The following is a 15,994-nucleotide window of genomic DNA, read 5'->3' on the forward strand; positions in this document are numbered from 1 at the left end:
CCGCCTTCACGGATTGCAAAGCGCAGGCCTTCTTCCATGGCGATCGGGGAGATCAGCTTGACGGTGATCGACACGTTGTCGCCCGGCATGACCATCTCTTTGTCCGCTGGCAGCTCGATCGAGCCGGTCACGTCCGTCGTACGGAAGTAGAACTGAGGGCGGTAGTTGTTGAAGAACGGGGTGTGACGGCCGCCCTCATCCTTCGACAGCACGTAGATCTCGCCGGTGAAGTGGTTGTGCGGCTTGATCGAGCCCGGCTTGGCCAGAACCTGGCCACGCTGCACGTCTTCACGCTTGGTGCCGCGCAGCAGCAGGCCGACGTTGTCGCCAGCTTGACCCTGGTCCAGCAGCTTGCGGAACATTTCCACGCCGGTGCAGGTCGTCTTCACGGTGTCGATGATGCCGACGATTTCGATTTCTTCGCCGACCTTGATGATGCCGCGTTCGACACGGCCGGTCACCACGGTACCGCGGCCGGAGATCGAGAACACGTCTTCCACAGGCATCAGGAAGGCGCCGTCCACAGCGCGCTCAGGCGTCGGGATGTAGGTGTCCAGTGCGTCGGCCAGGCGGATGATGCACTCTTCGCCCATCTCGCCAGCTGCACCTTCCAGGGCCATACGTGCCGAACCTTTGATGATCGGCAGGTCGTCGCCAGGGAACTCGTACTTGGACAGCAGCTCGCGCACTTCCATTTCCACCAGTTCCAGCAGCTCCGCGTCGTCGACCAGGTCGCACTTGTTCAGGAACACGATGATGTAAGGCACGCCAACCTGACGGGCCAGCAGGATGTGTTCGCGGGTCTGCGGCATCGGGCCGTCGGCTGCGGAGCACACCAGGATCGCGCCGTCCATCTGCGCTGCGCCGGTGATCATGTTCTTGATGTAGTCGGCGTGGCCTGGGCAGTCAACGTGCGCGTAGTGACGGGCAGCGGTTTCGTACTCGACGTGCGCGGTGTTGATCGTGATGCCGCGTGCTTTTTCTTCCGGAGCAGCGTCGATCTGGTCGTAGGCCTTGGCTTCGCCGCCGAATTTCTTCGACAGTACGGTTGCGATTGCAGCGGTCAGGGTGGTCTTGCCATGGTCGACGTGACCGATGGTGCCAACGTTCACGTGCGGTTTAGTCCGCTCAAACTTACCTTTTGCCATTTTAGACTCCTAACAATTTTTAAGATATTGCTGGGCACGCGCCCGACTGTCAGATTGGGTACTGATACTGCTGTCTGATACTACCGCGCAGCCGCATGGTGACCATCGGCTGCGCAGCGAATTCTGGTGCCCTTTACGTGGATTGAACACGTGGCCTCTCCCTTACCAAGGGAGTGCTCTACCACTGAGCTAAAAGGGCTTGTTTACTACATTGCAACGAAGACTGGAGCGGGTGAAGGGAATCGAACCCTCGTCTTAAGCTTGGAAGGCTTCAGCTCTACCATTGAGCTACACCCGCGAGGTTCCGTTTCACTACATTGTCACTCAGCTTCCTTGCGAAAACTTGGTGGAGGGGACTGGATTCGAACCAGTGTACTCATAAGAGGGCAGATTTACAGTCTGCTGCCTTTAACCACTCGGCCACCCCTCCGCGAGGAACCGCAGAGTATGAAGCATAAAATCAAAACTGTCAACACCCCGACACAAGCATTTCGTATCGAGCAGCTAACTGCCTGCTTCGGGGCGAGATTGTAGCGGGTACCCCGCAGGAAATGCAAGTGTTGTTTTTACGTTGCATGCATTGGGATAGAATCTGCAAGTCAGCCGTATGTCGGCGCACCGTGGAGCACCTTGATTTGAATGCCCTTCAGCACCGCCTGGCGGCCAATTTGCTGCTGGCAGCTGCCTATGCCGCCATCGGCGTCATGGGCCTGGAGCTGGCCCTGGTGCCGGGCTTCTCTACGCCGCTGTTCCTCCCGGCCGGGCTGGCACTGGCCGCGCTCGTCAGTTGCGGCTCCCGTGCATTGCCCGGCATCACGCTTGGCGTGCTGCTGGTGAACCTGTACTCGCTGCCTCGCGCGGCTGCCGTGCCCCCGGGCCTGCTGATGGCCGCTGTCATGGCCGCGACAGCCGCTGCCGTGCTGCAGGCCTACATCGGCATGCATGCCTTTGCCCGCTGGGTCAGTCCGGCCATTGGTGCGGGGCGCGACGTGCTGCGCTTCCTCGCCCTGCCGCCGGCACTGGCGCTGACCAGCAGTACGCTGTCGCTGTGCGCGCTCGCGCTGCTGGGTGTCGTCCCCGGCGATGACGTCATCGCCAGCTGGTTCACCTGGTGGCTGGGCGATGCACTGGGAATGCTGCTCGGTGCACCGCTGGCATGGGCCATTTTCGGCAAGCCCCGTTCGCTGTGGGCGCAGCGCCGCTGGACATTCGGCGGGCCGATCCTCGTGCTGGTGGCGCTGTTCCTGGTGATCTTCCTGCAAGTGCGCCGCTGGGAATCGCACCAGCAGATGCAGAAGGTGCAGCTGAAGGCGCAGCAGGCGTCGGACCTGCTGCAGGCCAAGTTTTCCGAGCATGAGCGCTATGTGTTCGCGATCGCGGGCGGCATGACGGGCTACAGCAGCCATATCCGCCCCGACATCTTCCGCAACATCGCGCACGGCTATCAGTCCCGTCACCCGGAGATCCTGACGATGAGCTGGCTGAAGCCGGTGGCCGGCGCCGACCGGCCCGCGTTCGAGGCCTGGGGCCGGAAAAATGTCGATCCGATGTTCGCGATTCGCACGCCGGATGCCGATGGCGTGCTGCGCCCCTCCCCGGCCAGGGAACGCTACGTGGTGGCAAGTTACGCCGAACCTCGCGGCAACCGCCGCCATCTCGGGCTCGACATGCTGTCCGATCCTGCGCAGGCCGCCGCTGTCGAGCAGGCGCTGGCATCGGGCGAACCGACCGCGAGCGCACCGTTGACACCGTTGCAATCGGCGCCTCGGCGCGTCGTGGCGTTGCTCCAGGCGGTACCGTCGGGAAGCGGCGCACCATCCGATTCGCTCCTGCTGGTTGCGCTCGATCCGGGCGCTTACCTCGACAGCGTGATGCGCGAAATAGGTTTCCCCCAACTGCTGGCCAGCCTGCACGACGATGCGACGGGTGAATCGCTGTCGCCGGCCCTGGCGGATGCGGCCGGCGTCCCCGCCTCCGAGCGTACCCTGCATTTCGGTGGTCGCCAGTATCGCCTGACGCTGACTCCCACGGCCGAGTACATGGCCAGCCAGCGCAACTGGCAAAGCCTGGCCGTGCTGGCGGCCGGCCTGGTCCTGGCAAGCCTGCTGGGCGGCCTGCTGCTGCAGACGAGCGGCGAACAGGCTTCCGTGCGCGCCCAGGTCGAAGCCAGTACTGCCCGCCTGCAGGAACGCGAGGCGCGGCTGAAGGCGATCCTGGAAAAGGCGGCGGATGCGATCCTGACGATGTCCACCGATGGCGTGCTGACCGGGGCCAACGCGGCCGCCGGACGCCTGTTCGGCTACGCGCCCGACCTGATGGCCGGGCTGCCGCTGGCTCGCCTGCTGCCGGTCGGTACCGGCGACAGCCCTGCCTCCCTGCTGCGGCGCATCGCGGCGGGTAACACGCGCGAGCACGAAGCCACCGGCTTGCGCAGCGATGGCGCCGCGTTTCCGCTGGCCGTGTCGGTCAGCGAAGTGGAACTGCCTGGCGAGCACCTGTTCGTGGCGATCCTGCACGACCTGACGGAACAGCGCCGCGCCCAGGAACGCATCCATCGCCTGGCCCACCACGATCCGTTGACGGGCCTGGACAACCGGCTGTCGCTGAACCTGCGCCTGGAACAGGCGCTGGCGCGGGCACAGCGGCTTGGGCAGACGGTGGCCGTGATGTTCCTCGACCTGGACCGTTTCAAGAAGATCAACGATACGCACGGCCACCAGACCGGCGACCAGCTGCTGCTGGCGGTGGCGGGCCGCTTGCGCGAGCTGCTGCGCGACGCGGACACGATCGCCAGGCTGGGCGGCGACGAATTCATCGTCGTCACCGGCCATGTGACGCCGGACGACGCCAGCCACATGGCGGCCAGCATCGTCGACGTGCTGGCGCGCCCGTATCCGCTGCAGGAACAAGCCATCCACAGCGGCACCAGTGTCGGCATCGCGATGTATCCGGCCGACGGCGAGAATGCGGGAACGCTGCTGCGCCATGCCGACACGGCGATGTATGCGGCGAAGAGCCAGGGCCGCGGCAATTTCCAGTTCTTCTCGCATGCCATGAATGCCGCCACGCACGAGCGCCTGCTGCTGGAAAGCCGCCTTTGGCAGGCGCTGGAACAGGGCGAATTCGATTTGTACCTGCAGCCACAGGTCGACCTGCCGAGCGGCACCCTGGTCGGCGCCGAGGCGCTGCTGCGCTGGCACCATCCGGAACTGGGCATGGTGGGGCCGGACCGCTTCGTGCCGATCGCCGAGGAATCCGGCCTGATCCTGCCGCTGGGCGAATGGGTGCTGCAGCGTGCGATCGGACTGCTCGGCCGCTGGCAAACGCTCGGGCTGGGCCATTTGCGCCTGGCCGTCAACTTGTCCGCCCGGCAGTGCCAGGGCCAGGCCCTGCTGGCACTGCTCGACCGCATGCTGGCCGAAGCCGGCGTCGATCCCGCCCTGCTGGAACTGGAAATCACCGAGTCGGCGGCCATGCAGGACCCGGAGCGCAGCCGCGCCCTGTTGCAGGGGTTGCGCGCACGCGGCATCCGTGTGGCGATCGACGATTTCGGCACCGGCTATTCGTCGCTGTCCTACCTGAAGCTGTTCGAACTGGACCGGATCAAGATCGACCGCGGCTTCGTCAAGGATATCGAGACCGATCCGAACGATGCGGCAATCGTCAGCGCGACGATCGGCCTGGCCCATGCGCTGGGGCTGGACGTGATCGCCGAAGGCGTGGAGACCGCGGCACAGGCCGACTTCCTCAAGGCCCACGGCTGCGACGAAGCCCAAGGCTACCTGTTTGCGCAGCCGATGCCGGCGGCCGACTTCGAGCGGGCCGCCGGCGCCGCGCTGGACGGCCCGGTGAAGGCAGTGGCCTAGAAGGCCGTGCCGCGAAGGCTGCTAGGCCTGCTGCCGCACGGTCACGGTGCGGCGCCCCGGACGTACGTTGTAGCGCTTCAGCAGCTCTTCCTGCAGGCCGCCGAGCGCGGCCAGCCGGGCATTGGCAGGATCGACCCGGCGCAGGTGCGCCACCAGCTCGATGCCGCGGGTGCCCAGCTTCTCGTCCCAGCCGGTGCGCTCCAGGTACTTCAGCACGGCCACGGCGGCATTGAAGACCACCTGCGGATTGTCCGGCAGTTTCTGCACCGCGTCGAGCATGGTGTCCACCGCGCCGCGCAGGTCGCCCGCCTTTGCCTGCGCCGCGCCCTGCGCCACCATTTCCGCCACCGCGTGGCGGCTTTCCCGGGCCAGCCGGTTCGCCATGTCGCCCTTGCCCGACTGTTCCAGCAGGCGCATCGCCTTGGCCATCGGCGTACCGCCGCCGGCGCTGGCCATGACGTTGCGCATCACCTCGGCGGCCTGCTGCTCGCGCCCTGCCGCGAGGCAGGTGCGCGCCAGCTCCAGCTTCATGCCGGCCGACAGGTGGGGGGCCTGCCGCGCGCCGGCCAGCGCGCTGTCGAGCGCCGCGCCGAGGCGCGCCGTGTCGCCGGTAGCTTCGCACAGCATGGCCGTGGCGATCGCCGCGCAGACGGGCGTGTTCTCGCGGTTGGCCAGCGTGCGCTCCATGTCGCGAATGACCAGTTCGGCCTGTGCCGCGTCGCCCTTCTTCAGCAGCGACTGCGCCAGCCGGGCATGGTCTTCGGGATCGCGGAATTCGGAGAACCGGGCACGCTGCAGCACCTGCTTCAACGCCCTTTCGGCCGAATCGGCATCGCCCGCTTCCAGCGCCACCTCGCCGAGCCGGCGCAGCCTGCCCACGGCGTGCGGCGACAGCGTGGCCGCGTCCGCCAGCACGGCCTGCGCCTCGGCCAGCTGGCCGGCCTCTTCGTGCACGCGGGCCAGCCAGTCATAGGCGGCCAGGTAGCGCTCGTTATGGCCAAGCAGCTCGGCGAGCACGTCGCGCGCCTCGTCCATGCGGCCGCGCAGCGCCAGCGTCTTGGCCTGCCCCAGCCGCGCCCATGGTGCGTTGCGCTCCTGCCAGACGGCCGCATAGACATGCTCGGCCTGCTCCGGCTCGCCCAGCAGCAGATGGGTTTCCGCGCGCAGCCGCATGAAGTCGGTCTTGTAGCGCGGCTGCGCCGCTTCCTGTTCGGCGCAGGCAACGATTGCCGCGCGGTGTTCGCCTTCGTCCAGCAGGCGCTGGGCGGGCAGCAGCGCGGCGCGCCGGTCCAGCGCGCGCTCGATGCGGGCCAGCAGCGTATCCGCCTTGAACGGCTTCAGGATGTAATCGTCCGGCATCAGCTCGGCCACGCTCGTGACCTTGCTGCTTTGCCCCTCCGCCGTGACCATGAAGAACAGCGTGGCGGGAGAGATCAGTTCCTGCTCGCGCAGGTCTTCCAGCAATTGCTGGCCATCCTGCCCGCCCTCCAGGTCGTATTCGCACAGGATCAGGTCGAACTGCCGCGCGGCCAGGATGCGCAGGGCGCCCTGCGCATTGGTGGCCACGTCCACGCGGGCCAGGCCAAGCGTGGTCAGCATGTTCTGCAGGTTCGCCCGCATGCCGGAATGCGGCTCGACGAGCAGTGCGGCAAGGCCGTTCAGTGGCGCCATGATGTGGTAAATGCTCCGGTGATCAAACGATGCTGGCCAAGGATGGTGGCAAGTGCACGGATGTCCGCACAGCCATTCTCCCGGTTTCCATGGTAAGCGTCGCCGCCGTGGCGCGTCGCGCGCGACGGTACCGGCGCAAGCGGGATGCTACCCGCGCTGCCGCTGCGTGCAAGCAGTGGCCTTGCCGGCCAGGTCGATGTTCTGGTAACGGATCTCGTACCGGCCGCTGGCCAGCCCCTCGACGATGAATTTATCCTGCGCCTGCACGAAGACGTAGCGCACGTTCGAGCGGCGCTCCAGGTCGTAGACCTTGATGAAGACCGGGAAGGCATTGTCGCCGTTGTCCAACGTTAGCTGCATGTCCTGGCCCCGGTTCATCAGCGGGAAACCTTCCACATAGCCCGACTGCGTGGGCCACGGCTCGCCATTCGGCGCCGCCAGCGCCGGCGTTTCGCTCTCGCACTCGCCCGAATAGCCGGGCAGGATCACCTGCGACACCGCCACCACCTTGATCGGCGGTGGCTGCATATCGCTGTCCGGCGAATACGGCCGGGGCGTGCTTTCCCAGCCATCGTTCGTGGCCATGCTGGGCACGGTGCGCGGATAAGGATTGGCGGTGGCGGTCACTTCGCCTGCCGGCTTGCCGCCCCAGGCCGCGGCCAGCACGGTCGACACCTGGCGGGGTTCGGTCACGGTGAGCACGCCGCCGATCCAGCCGGCCCCCAGGCACGTCACGGCCGTTACCCACAGGCGCCAGGCGGGCCCCCGTTGCCGCCGGCGCACCGGCTGCGCCCCGTCGGGCCAGCCCCCTACCGGCACGTCGGCCACGCGATGCGGATCGTCCTGGCGCGTGCTTTCCACCAGTTCGATCTCGTATTCTTCCTGGGCGATCCAGTCGTCGTGTTCCTTGCGCCGATGCGGGTCGGACAAGGTGCCATACGCCGTGTTCACGATGGCCATGATGCGGGCCGCGCGTTCGTCGCCGGGGTTCTTGTCGGGATGGTATTTCTGGCTCAGCGCCTTGTACGCGGCGCGTACGACTTCCTGCGGTGCGCCGCGGGCCACTTTCAGGTTGTCGTAGTGAGTATGTATCTTGCCCATCGTCTCAGTATTGTCAGCCGCGCGTCACGACGGGTTTCGCGCCAGGTCAACCATAATAGCCGAACTTATAACAATTTTTGTACAGAAACACGGAGTTGGCGGCGGTGCCCGGCAACCGCTTGCGGCACGCTGCAGGCCGATTACAAGGCCCGCTACAGGCGATATGCGCGGTCGCTGGCCATCAGCACCGGCGGCAGCTCGACCCCCTTGCCCACCACCAGCACCTTGAACAGCTCGCCCATTTCCGCCGGCGACAGCAGCTTGTGCACCGCGTTCGACTGCGGCAGGTAGGCTTTCGTGTCGGCCGGATCGGTGCGCAGCAGCAGGTCGCCGATGCCGGCGCCGAGCAGGAACGACGCCTGGCTCATGTAGGCCAGCACGTCGGCGCCCGCATTTTGCGCCGCCAGCGCCATCGCGGTGAAATCCACGTGGGCGGTGATGTCCTGCAGGCCGGGCAGGAAGAATGGGTCCGGATGGGCGTGATGGCGGTAATGGCACATCAGCGTGCCCGCCGAGCGGTCGGGGTGGTAGAACTCGTGCGCGGGAAAGCCGTAATCGAGCAGGATCGCGGCGCCCCGACCCTTGGCCAGCAGCGCGCCCAGCGAGCCCATGAACCCGCAGGCCGTGCCGTGCAATTCCGTCACATAGCCTTCCGGCAGGCTGTCGTGTTCCGGTATCTGGCGGGCGACCTGGCCGAGGAGCGCGGGCGGCAGGTCGGCGGCCACGTAATCGAAGCGCCCTTCCGCCACCGTCACGCACTGCTCGCGCCAGCCATCGGCCGTTTTCACGACCAGGTGCACGGGCATCGCATCGAGCACCTCGTTGCCGAGTACCACGCCCTCGAACGACTCGGGAAAACCATCCAGCCAGACGACCTGGGGGAAATCGCGCAATGCCTCCTGCTGCCGTGCGCGCAGCTCGCCGGACAATTCAACGATCGCATAGCGCTGCACCGCCACGCCCATGCCGGCCAGTTCGGTCAGCACGTCGCGCGCCAGCTTGCCGGTACCGGCGCCGAATTCGAGGATGCTGGGTGCGCTTTGGGCGATAATGTCGGCTGCGACGCGCGCCAGCGCGGCGCCGAACAGCGGCGACATCTCCGGTGCGGTTGTAAAATCGCCATCCTTGCCCAGCTTGGCGGCGCCGCCGGTGTAATAGCCGAGGCGGGGCGCATACAGCGCCGTTTCCATGAAGCGGGCAAACGACAGCTCGCCATCGTGCCGCGCCACGTCGGCGGCGATCTGCTGCTGCAGGGCTTGTGACGCGGCCAGCGCGTCCGGAGAAGGTGCGGGAAGGGACATCCCCGCATTGTAGCGAATCGGGCAACCAACGACGATATGACGACGACAGACCAATCGACAACCGACCACCATGGCGCCCCCGTGGCACTCGTGACGGGCGCCGGCCGCCGGATCGGCCGCGCCATCGCACTGGCGCTGGCACGCGCTGGCTGGAACGTGGCCCTGCACTACCGCGCCTCCCGTGCCGAAGCCGAACAGGTGGCGCAGGACATCGCCGCGCTGGGCCGCCGCGCGGTGCTGGTGCATGGCGACCTTGCCGACGAGGCGGCCGTTCAAAGGCTGCTGCCCGCCGCGATCGACGCGCTGGGCCCCGTCACCTGCGTGGTCAACAATGCTTCGCTGTTCGACTACGACAGCGCCGCCGACTTCACCAGCGCGAAACTGGACGCGCACATGCGCGCCAACGTGGCCGCGCCGGTGCTGCTGGCGCAGGCGCTGCACGCCCAGGTGGCCGAGGGCGGCCAGGGCGTGGTCGTCAACCTGCTGGACCAGAAGCTGTACAATCTCAACCCCGATTACCTGTCGTACACGCTGTCGAAAGCGGCGCTGCACACGGCGACCACGGTGCTGGCCCAGGCGCTGGCACCAAAGGTGCGCGTGGTCGGCGTTGCGCCGGGCATCACGATGGTGTCCGGCGACCAGACCGAGGAAGGCTTTGCCAAGGCCCATGCGCAAACGCCGCTGGGGCGTTCCAGTACTCCCGAAGACATTGCCGCGGCCGTGCTGTATGCGGCCACCGCGCGCGCCGTCACGGGCACCACGCTGCTGGTCGATGGCGGCCAGCACCTGCTGCCGCTGCCGCGCGACGTGATGTTCCTCGCCAAATAACTTTTCCTATTAATTTCACCGATCCCATCATGCTGTCCGCCCTCACCCATCCCCGCCTGCAGGACTGCCGCCGGCTGTTCCTGCGCAACTACGAAGTGCTGATCAACATCGGCGTGCACGAATTCGAGAAAAAGGGCGAACAGCGCGTCCTGTTCAACGTCGACCTGTATATCCCGCTGGCCGTGTCCACGCCCAAGGCGGACGAACTGCATGAAGTGGTCGACTACGACTTCATGCGCGACACGATCGCGGCGCGCATGGCCGAGGGCCACGTACACCTGCAGGAAACGCTGTGCGACGACCTGGTGACGGCACTGCTGGCCCACCCGCGCGTACGCGCCGTGCGCCTGTCGACGATGAAGCCGGATGTGTACCCGGACTGCGAAGGCGTGGGTGTCGAAGTCTTCCGCATCAAGGATGAAGCATGAACGCGATCGTCGATAAACCCGTGGAAAAATCGGCCGAGAAGGTCGCCTACGAGAACAACAAGCTGCACAAGCGCCTGTGCCGCCTGGTGGGCCAGGCCATTGGCGACTTCAACATGATCGAAGACGGCGACAAGGTGATGGTGTGCCTGTCCGGCGGCAAGGACAGCTATGCGCTGCTCGACATCCTGCTGACCTTGCGCGAGCGCGCGCCGATCCACTTCGACATCGTGGCCGTCAACCTCGACCAGAAGCAGCCGAACTTCCCGGCCGACGTGCTGCCGCGCTACCTGACGGAACTGGGTGTGCCGTTCCACATCGAAAACCAGGACACGTACTCGATCGTCACGCGCCTGATCCCGGAAGGCAAGACCACCTGCTCGCTGTGCTCGCGCCTGCGCCGCGGCATCCTGTACCGCGTGGCCGATGAACTGGGCTGCAACAAGATCGCGCTGGGCCACCACCGCGACGACATCCTCGAGACCTTCTTCCTCAACATGTTCTTCGGCGGAAAGCTCAAGGGCATGCCGGCCAAGCTGGTGTCCGACGACGGCAAGCACATGGTGATCCGCCCGCTGGCCTACGTGAAGGAAGAAGACACGGAGCGCTATGCGGAAGTGAAAAGCTTCCCGATCATCCCGTGCGACCTGTGCGGCTCGCAGGAAAACCTGCAGCGCAAGCAGATCAAGGCCATGCTGCGCGACTGGGAAAAGAAAACCCCGGGCCGTGTGGAAAGCGTGTTCTCGGCGCTGTCCACCGTGGTGCCGTCGCACCTGATGGACCGCAACCTGTTCGGCTTCACCGATCTCAAGACGGATGGCGTGGCCAACCCGCTGGGCGATATCGCGTTCGACGAGGAACCCTGCTCGACGCCGGCTACCGTGCCGGGAATCATTCCGCTGCAGCCGAAATAAGTTGCTCTAAAAATGGGGTACGTCCCCATTTTTCAGGAAACATTTTCTCGGCAGTATTGCTTCAGAATTTCCGGTCCGTGCGGTACACCGGATACAGGTTGAACCGCTCGTCCCACGAGGCGTGGCGCTTTGCGAAGAATTCCAGCCGTGCGCGGGAGCTCTTTGCAAAGGCGGGATCGTTGTCCAGCCTTTCCTTGAACGCGGCCGCCACGGCCGGGTCCTTCAGCTGTTCGCGCGCCACTTCCTCGGCCACGTACTCTTCCATGTATTCCTTGCGCTCGAACGCGGTATTGAACATGCCCCAGGCGAGCAGCGAGTCGGCGCCCTGCGGCTCCAGCATCGTCATCACCAGCCGCGCCTTCGGCTGCGCGATCGGCACGAACAGCGCGCCGGCGCCCAGGTCGCGCGCCTCGGACTCCCACGCGCCTTCCACCGCCAGCATCTGGTGGCCTTCGAACGATTGCGGCGTCAGCTTCGTCTTCGTGGCGCGGAACGCCTCGACATCCACCTTGCCCGGCGCCGCGGCCAGCACCTTGAATGCCACGCCGTGCTGCTTCAGCTTCGCGCCCACGGCGGCGGCCTGCGCGGCCGGCACCAGGTAGCCCCCGGTTGGCGCCTTGATCGTGAAGTCGGGCACGATCTCGTCGCGCAGCGGCACCTTCCACAGCTGCGGCTTCGTTTCGTCGTATTGCGTCCAGGTGCCGCCGGAGACGTCGGACGGTACGCGCTTGTACTCGTAGCCGCGGAAGTCGATCGTCTGCACCTTGTCGGTGGTCTTGTAGCTGAGCGGGAAGTCCGCGCCTGCCAGCGCGGACGCACGGGCATCGGCGGCCAGCGCCGCCTTGCGCCACTCGGTACCATTCCTTGCCACCTGGTCCATCAGCGACACGATCGTGTTGTACGTGATCTTCACGCGCGTCGGGTAATCCTTCCACGAGTGCGTCTCCACCAGCATGCCGAAGCGGTTGCGCAGGTAGAAGTAACCGGTCGAAAAACGCGCGCCGGACATCTCGTCGACGAAGCCCGACTGCGGCTCATCCGTCCTGGCAAACGAGATATAGAAATGCTTCGGATCGGATCCCTGCTTGCGCAGGTCGGCGATCACGTTGTCGCGCAGCGCGGTGCCCGCTTCGCGCAGTGCCGCGTCGCCGCCATGCACGGGTTCCACCTGGATCGACACGTCCGGCTCGAACTTGGCGCCATCGGTCACGTGCAGGTCGATGTAGGCCAGCGGGTCCCATGCATTCACCAGCGCCAGCATCGACTGCATCTCCGGCGCGTCGGCTTTCAGGTAATCGCGGTTCAGGTTGTAGTTCTGCGCGGTGACGCGCCAGCCCATCTCCACGGGGCCGCGCTGGTTCGGGCGGTTGTTCGGGCCGAAACGCTCGTGGCCATCCACGTTGAACACGGGGACGAACAGCAGTACCTGCCTGTCCAGCGAGCCGCTGGCGGCCTTGCCGTCGAGCGCGTGGCGCAGCGCGAGAAAGCCCGCATCCTTGCCATCGATCTCGCCGGCATGGATGCCGCCCTGCACCAGCAGCACGGGGATGTTTTTCTTTTTCGCCGCTTCCGCCGTCAACGCCCCGGTCTTCGACACGGCCAGCGCCAGCATCGGCCGCCCTTCCGGCGTGCGGCCGAATTCGAGACAGCGCACCGCCTTCGGATACGCCTTCTGGAAATCCGCGCACAGCCGGATCACCTCGTCGTAGCGCCCGGTGGCCTGGAAGCCGGAGCGCTCCGAGACAGTGGTGAGATCGGGGGCGGCATGGGCCAGCGGAACGGTGGCAAGCAAGGCAAGCGACAGTGCGGTACGGATCATCTACAAGGGCTCCGGTAGGGGTCGGGTCGACCGATAAAAAAAGCGGAACACGACATGGATCGCATGCCGGTTCCGCCATGGCCGAAACATTATAGACTTACAACATGCCTGTCATGCCGGCCAACCCAAAGCACATCAGGAACCGAAGTGATAGTTCAGCTCGACCCAGCCGGCGCGGCCCGCCGGGCTGTAACTGCCGACCGGGTAGTTCGGCCAGCCGCCAGTGGTGTCGTGCTTGATCTTGTTGGCCACGTTGTTGACGATCAGCGACAGGGTGAGGCGGTCCGTTACCTGGTACACGGCGCTGGCGTTGACGAGCGTTGTCGGCGTCAGGTAGCCGGTCCATGCGGCATTCGGGATCTTGCCGTAGCGGGTGGCGAACACGGTGCTCGACCAGCGGCCCGCGTTCCAGTTCAGGCTGGCTGTCAGCTTGTCCGGCCAGTCCGAGCTTTCATACGAGTGCAGGTCGTCGGAAACCTCGTCGCCCGCGAACTGCTTCGAGCGGCGCGTGACCGTCTTCGAGTAATTGCCGCGCACCGTGAACACGCCGTAGGCGGACGTGCGCAAGGCGTACTTCGCGCTCACGTCGAAGCCGCTGCTGCCCTGCTGCGCCGCGTTGATCGGGTTGACGCGGATCTCGCGGATCTCGCCGGGCCGCACGAGCGAATCGGCTGCATACCGGGTGATGCGCGCCAGCGCATCCACGCAGGTAGGCGAACCGATGTCCTGCGTGCCCAGCCGGCATGCGGCTTCGTCGCGCAGCAACTGGTCGGCGGAAAGGTTCGTCACCAGGTCGTCGATGCGGATGTTCCAGTAATCGACGGAGGCATCGAATGCACTGCTGGGCGACCAGACGATGCCGGCGCCATACGAACGGCCACGCTCCGGCTTCAGGTCGCGGCTGCCGTTCTGCACATAGTCGGAACCCGGCGACACGTTGGCGTAATCGCAGCTGTCGAGCGGCTGGCCCGCCAGGCCGCAGCGGTAGTAGTCGGTGGTGGACGAGTAATAGCCGGTGCCGCGCGCCTTGTAGATGTAGTTCATGTCCGGCGCGCGGAAGCTGGTGGCGCGGTTGGCGCGCACCAGCAGTTCCTTCGCGGGCCGCCATTCGAGCCCGCCCGCATACGTGAACTTGCCGCTGGTGCGCTCGGCGAACTTGTAGCGATCGTAGCGGCCCGCCAGCGTGGCATTGACCGTCTTTACCACCGGGATGTTGACTTCGGCGCCGGCCGCGTAGCGGGTGCGCGTGCCCGCCGTGACGTCGCTGCGCGTGGCCACGTTGAAGTAGCCTTCGTTGATGCGCGGGTCGGGCACGTTGGAAAAACCCTGGCGCCCCGCCTCGAGCACGGCGGCCAGTTGCAGCGGGCCGGCCGGCAATTCGACCAGCGTGCCGTTCACGGAGGCCGACAGCGTGTTGGTCCACGATTCGTCCTCGCTGTGCGACAGGCCCTTGATGGCGCCGAATTCGGCCGGCGTGAGCGGCGTGGTCAGCCGGTTCGGATCGGGCGCGTAGATGCCCACGCCATCCTCGTCGGTACCCAGGCGCGGGCCGAGGAAGAAAGTGTCGATGTTCGCCAGCGCGCGCGGCACGTGGTTCTCGCTCTTGTACCACGACGCGCTGTAGCCCGCTTCATACTTCCAGCCCGTGCCCGGAATGCGGCCGCGCGCGCCCAGCGACGCGGCCAGCGCACGGTCGGTCCACGCGCGATTGAACTGCTCTACGCCGCCCATTTCCTCCGGCGCGAAATAGCGGGTCCACGCCTCATAGTTGCCGGTGTTCCGGTTCAGGAAATAGCTGTTGGACGTCGACTGCGACATCCACGACAGGCCGCGCGTGTTGTTCTGCGTGCCATTGTGGCCGGCCAGCACGTCGGCGAAGAATTCGGTGTCCTCGTCCAGATCATACGTGGCGCTGGCATACGCGTTCTTGCTCAGGTTCTTCGTCTGCACCGACCAGTAGGTGGGCCCCACCTTGGGGCTGGCGCAGTAGGCACCGGTGCGGGAGGTGTAGCTGGCGACGCTGTCGCCGAACAGCCCGCCGATCGCCCCGCACGTGTCGCCCAGGTCCACGTAGCGCCCCGCGGTGACATTGCGCCGCGACAGCACATTGGTCGGCGTGCCGTCGCGCGTGTCCATGAAGTCGCGCTGGTAGGCGGCCAGCGGCTGGCGTTCGCTCACTTCCAGGGCGAACACGGTATCGAGCTTGCCGAACTGCCGGCCGCCCGTGAACTGCACGCGCCGGTCGGCGCCGCCGCCGCGCGTGGTACCGCCGGCCTTGAAGTTGACGTCGAAGCCGCTGTGCTGCTTCTTGAGGATGATGTTGACGACGCCGGCGATCGCATCCGATCCATAGATCGCGGATGCGCCGCCGGACAGGATCTCGATCCGTTCCACGACGGTGGAAGGAATATTGGCCAGGTTGGTGAAGTTGACGGTGCCTTCGTACGCGATCGGGAAATCGGCCAGGCGCCGGCCGTTCAGCAGCACCAGCGTATGGTTCGGGCCCAGCCCGCGCAGGCTGATGGTGTTGGCCGACGGCGTGAAGGTATTGCCGAAATCGGCGCCCTGCACGAAGCCGCTGTTCTGCACCTGGTTGTTCAGGGCATCGAACACGTTCTTGTAACCCTGGCGGGTAATGTCCTCGGCCGTGATCACGGTAACGGCCGACGGGCCTTCGAGCGTGGCGCGCGGAATGCGCGAGCCCGTGACGACGACGGTGGGCGCCGCCCCTTCGGGCGGCGGTTCAGCCTGCGCCTGCGCCAGCAGGGGCATGCCGCAGAAAGGGATGCAGAACATGGTCCTGACTGCTGCGGCGAGAATCGGATTCTTGGTCTTCATTGTCGGCATGATTGGTCCTTGTGGGAACCGAATCATACGAACAGGATTGCCTTTTTTGAACGAAGCCTTTCGAGATTGCTTAT

General features: G+C 65.8%; 10 protein-coding genes and 3 tRNA genes. 4 read left to right on the top strand and 9 right to left on the bottom strand.

What is annotated here, in order from left to right:
• The 4 genes from tuf to ACY65G_RS22610 all read right to left on the bottom strand — a co-directional run.
• The coding region (tuf, locus tag ACY65G_RS22595) for an elongation factor Tu (RefSeq protein ID WP_464999544.1) at window positions 1–1,148 on the bottom strand (1,148 nt) is incomplete at its 3' end.
• Window positions 1,149–1,272: 124 nt separating this feature from the next.
• A tRNA-Thr gene (locus tag ACY65G_RS22600) sits at window positions 1,273–1,347 on the bottom strand.
• A 25-nt stretch (window positions 1,348–1,372) separates the two neighbouring features.
• Window positions 1,373–1,446: transfer RNA gene (locus ACY65G_RS22605), tRNA-Gly, on the bottom strand.
• Window positions 1,447–1,492: 46 nt separating this feature from the next.
• A tRNA-Tyr gene (locus ACY65G_RS22610) sits at window positions 1,493–1,578 on the bottom strand.
• 205 nt (window positions 1,579–1,783) lie between these two features.
• Between ACY65G_RS22610 and ACY65G_RS22615 the strand changes: the two genes are divergently transcribed.
• Window positions 1,784–5,014 carry a bifunctional diguanylate cyclase/phosphodiesterase gene (locus ACY65G_RS22615; RefSeq protein WP_464999545.1) on the top strand — a complete coding sequence of 1,077 codons (3,231 nt, stop codon included), beginning with the start codon at window positions 1,784–1,786 and terminating at the stop codon, window positions 5,012–5,014.
• Between the two features lie 21 nt (window positions 5,015–5,035).
• Here the strand turns inward: ACY65G_RS22615 and ACY65G_RS22620 are convergent, their stop codons facing one another.
• The 3 genes from ACY65G_RS22620 to ACY65G_RS22630 form a co-directional block, all read right to left on the bottom strand.
• Complete coding sequence (locus ACY65G_RS22620) at window positions 5,036–6,685, bottom strand: response regulator (RefSeq protein ID WP_464999546.1); 1,650 nt, start codon at window positions 6,683–6,685, stop codon at window positions 5,036–5,038.
• Between the two features lie 147 nt (window positions 6,686–6,832).
• On the bottom strand, window positions 6,833–7,786 hold the full coding sequence (locus tag ACY65G_RS22625) for a J domain-containing protein (protein WP_464999547.1): 954 nt from the start codon (window positions 7,784–7,786) through the stop codon (window positions 6,833–6,835).
• A gap of 152 nt (window positions 7,787–7,938) precedes the next feature.
• Window positions 7,939–9,087, bottom strand: a complete 1,149-nt coding sequence (locus ACY65G_RS22630; protein WP_464999548.1) for a class I SAM-dependent methyltransferase — start codon at window positions 9,085–9,087, stop codon at window positions 7,939–7,941.
• 36 nt (window positions 9,088–9,123) lie between these two features.
• On the opposite strand from ACY65G_RS22630, the gene ACY65G_RS22635 reads away from it, so the two are divergent.
• From ACY65G_RS22635 to ttcA, 3 genes are read left to right on the top strand one after another with little or no spacing between them, the layout of a single operon-like run.
• Window positions 9,124–9,915, top strand: a complete 792-nt coding sequence (locus ACY65G_RS22635) for an SDR family oxidoreductase (RefSeq protein ID WP_464999549.1) — start codon at window positions 9,124–9,126, stop codon at window positions 9,913–9,915.
• A 29-nt stretch (window positions 9,916–9,944) separates the two neighbouring features.
• A complete protein-coding gene (locus ACY65G_RS22640) occupies window positions 9,945–10,343 on the top strand; it encodes a dihydroneopterin aldolase (RefSeq protein WP_464999550.1) in 399 nt (132 codons plus the stop codon).
• Entirely contained in the window at window positions 10,340–11,254 is a 915-nt protein-coding gene (gene ttcA, locus ACY65G_RS22645; protein WP_464999551.1) for a tRNA 2-thiocytidine(32) synthetase TtcA, read from the top strand. Before ACY65G_RS22640 ends, ttcA begins: the two co-directional genes overlap by 4 nt.
• Before the next feature lie 61 nt (window positions 11,255–11,315).
• Here the strand turns inward: ttcA and ACY65G_RS22650 are convergent, their stop codons facing one another.
• Window positions 11,316–13,073: a M14 family metallopeptidase gene (locus tag ACY65G_RS22650; protein ID WP_464999552.1), complete on the bottom strand. Its 1,758-nt coding sequence runs from the start codon at window positions 13,071–13,073 to the stop codon at window positions 11,316–11,318.
• A 135-nt stretch (window positions 13,074–13,208) separates the two neighbouring features.
• Window positions 13,209–15,869 carry a TonB-dependent receptor plug domain-containing protein gene (locus ACY65G_RS22655; RefSeq protein WP_464999553.1) on the bottom strand — a complete coding sequence of 887 codons (2,661 nt, stop codon included), beginning with the start codon at window positions 15,867–15,869 and terminating at the stop codon, window positions 13,209–13,211.
• Between the last annotated feature and the right edge of the window lie 125 nt (window positions 15,870–15,994).

Source organism: Pseudoduganella sp. jia 12, from assembly GCF_055502675.1.

Bases quoted from the DNA above. Each gene is read 5' to 3' on its own strand.
- ACY65G_RS22640 (WP_464999550.1), top strand. From the start codon at position 9,945: ATGCTGTCCGCCCTCACCCATCCCCGCCTGCAGGACTGCCGCCGGCTG.
- ACY65G_RS22635 (WP_464999549.1), top strand. From the start codon at position 9,124: ATGACGACGACAGACCAATCGACAACCGACCACCATGGCGCCCCCGTG.
- ACY65G_RS22650 (WP_464999552.1), bottom strand. From the start codon at position 13,073: ATGATCCGTACCGCACTGTCGCTTGCCTTGCTTGCCACCGTTCCGCTG.
- ACY65G_RS22625 (WP_464999547.1), bottom strand. From the start codon at position 7,786: ATGGGCAAGATACATACTCACTACGACAACCTGAAAGTGGCCCGCGGC.
- ACY65G_RS22620 (WP_464999546.1), bottom strand. From the start codon at position 6,685: ATGGCGCCACTGAACGGCCTTGCCGCACTGCTCGTCGAGCCGCATTCC.
- ACY65G_RS22630 (WP_464999548.1), bottom strand. From the start codon at position 9,087: ATGTCCCTTCCCGCACCTTCTCCGGACGCGCTGGCCGCGTCACAAGCC.
- ttcA (WP_464999551.1), top strand. From the start codon at position 10,340: ATGAACGCGATCGTCGATAAACCCGTGGAAAAATCGGCCGAGAAGGTC.
- ACY65G_RS22655 (WP_464999553.1), bottom strand. From the start codon at position 15,869: ATGTTCTGCATCCCTTTCTGCGGCATGCCCCTGCTGGCGCAGGCGCAG.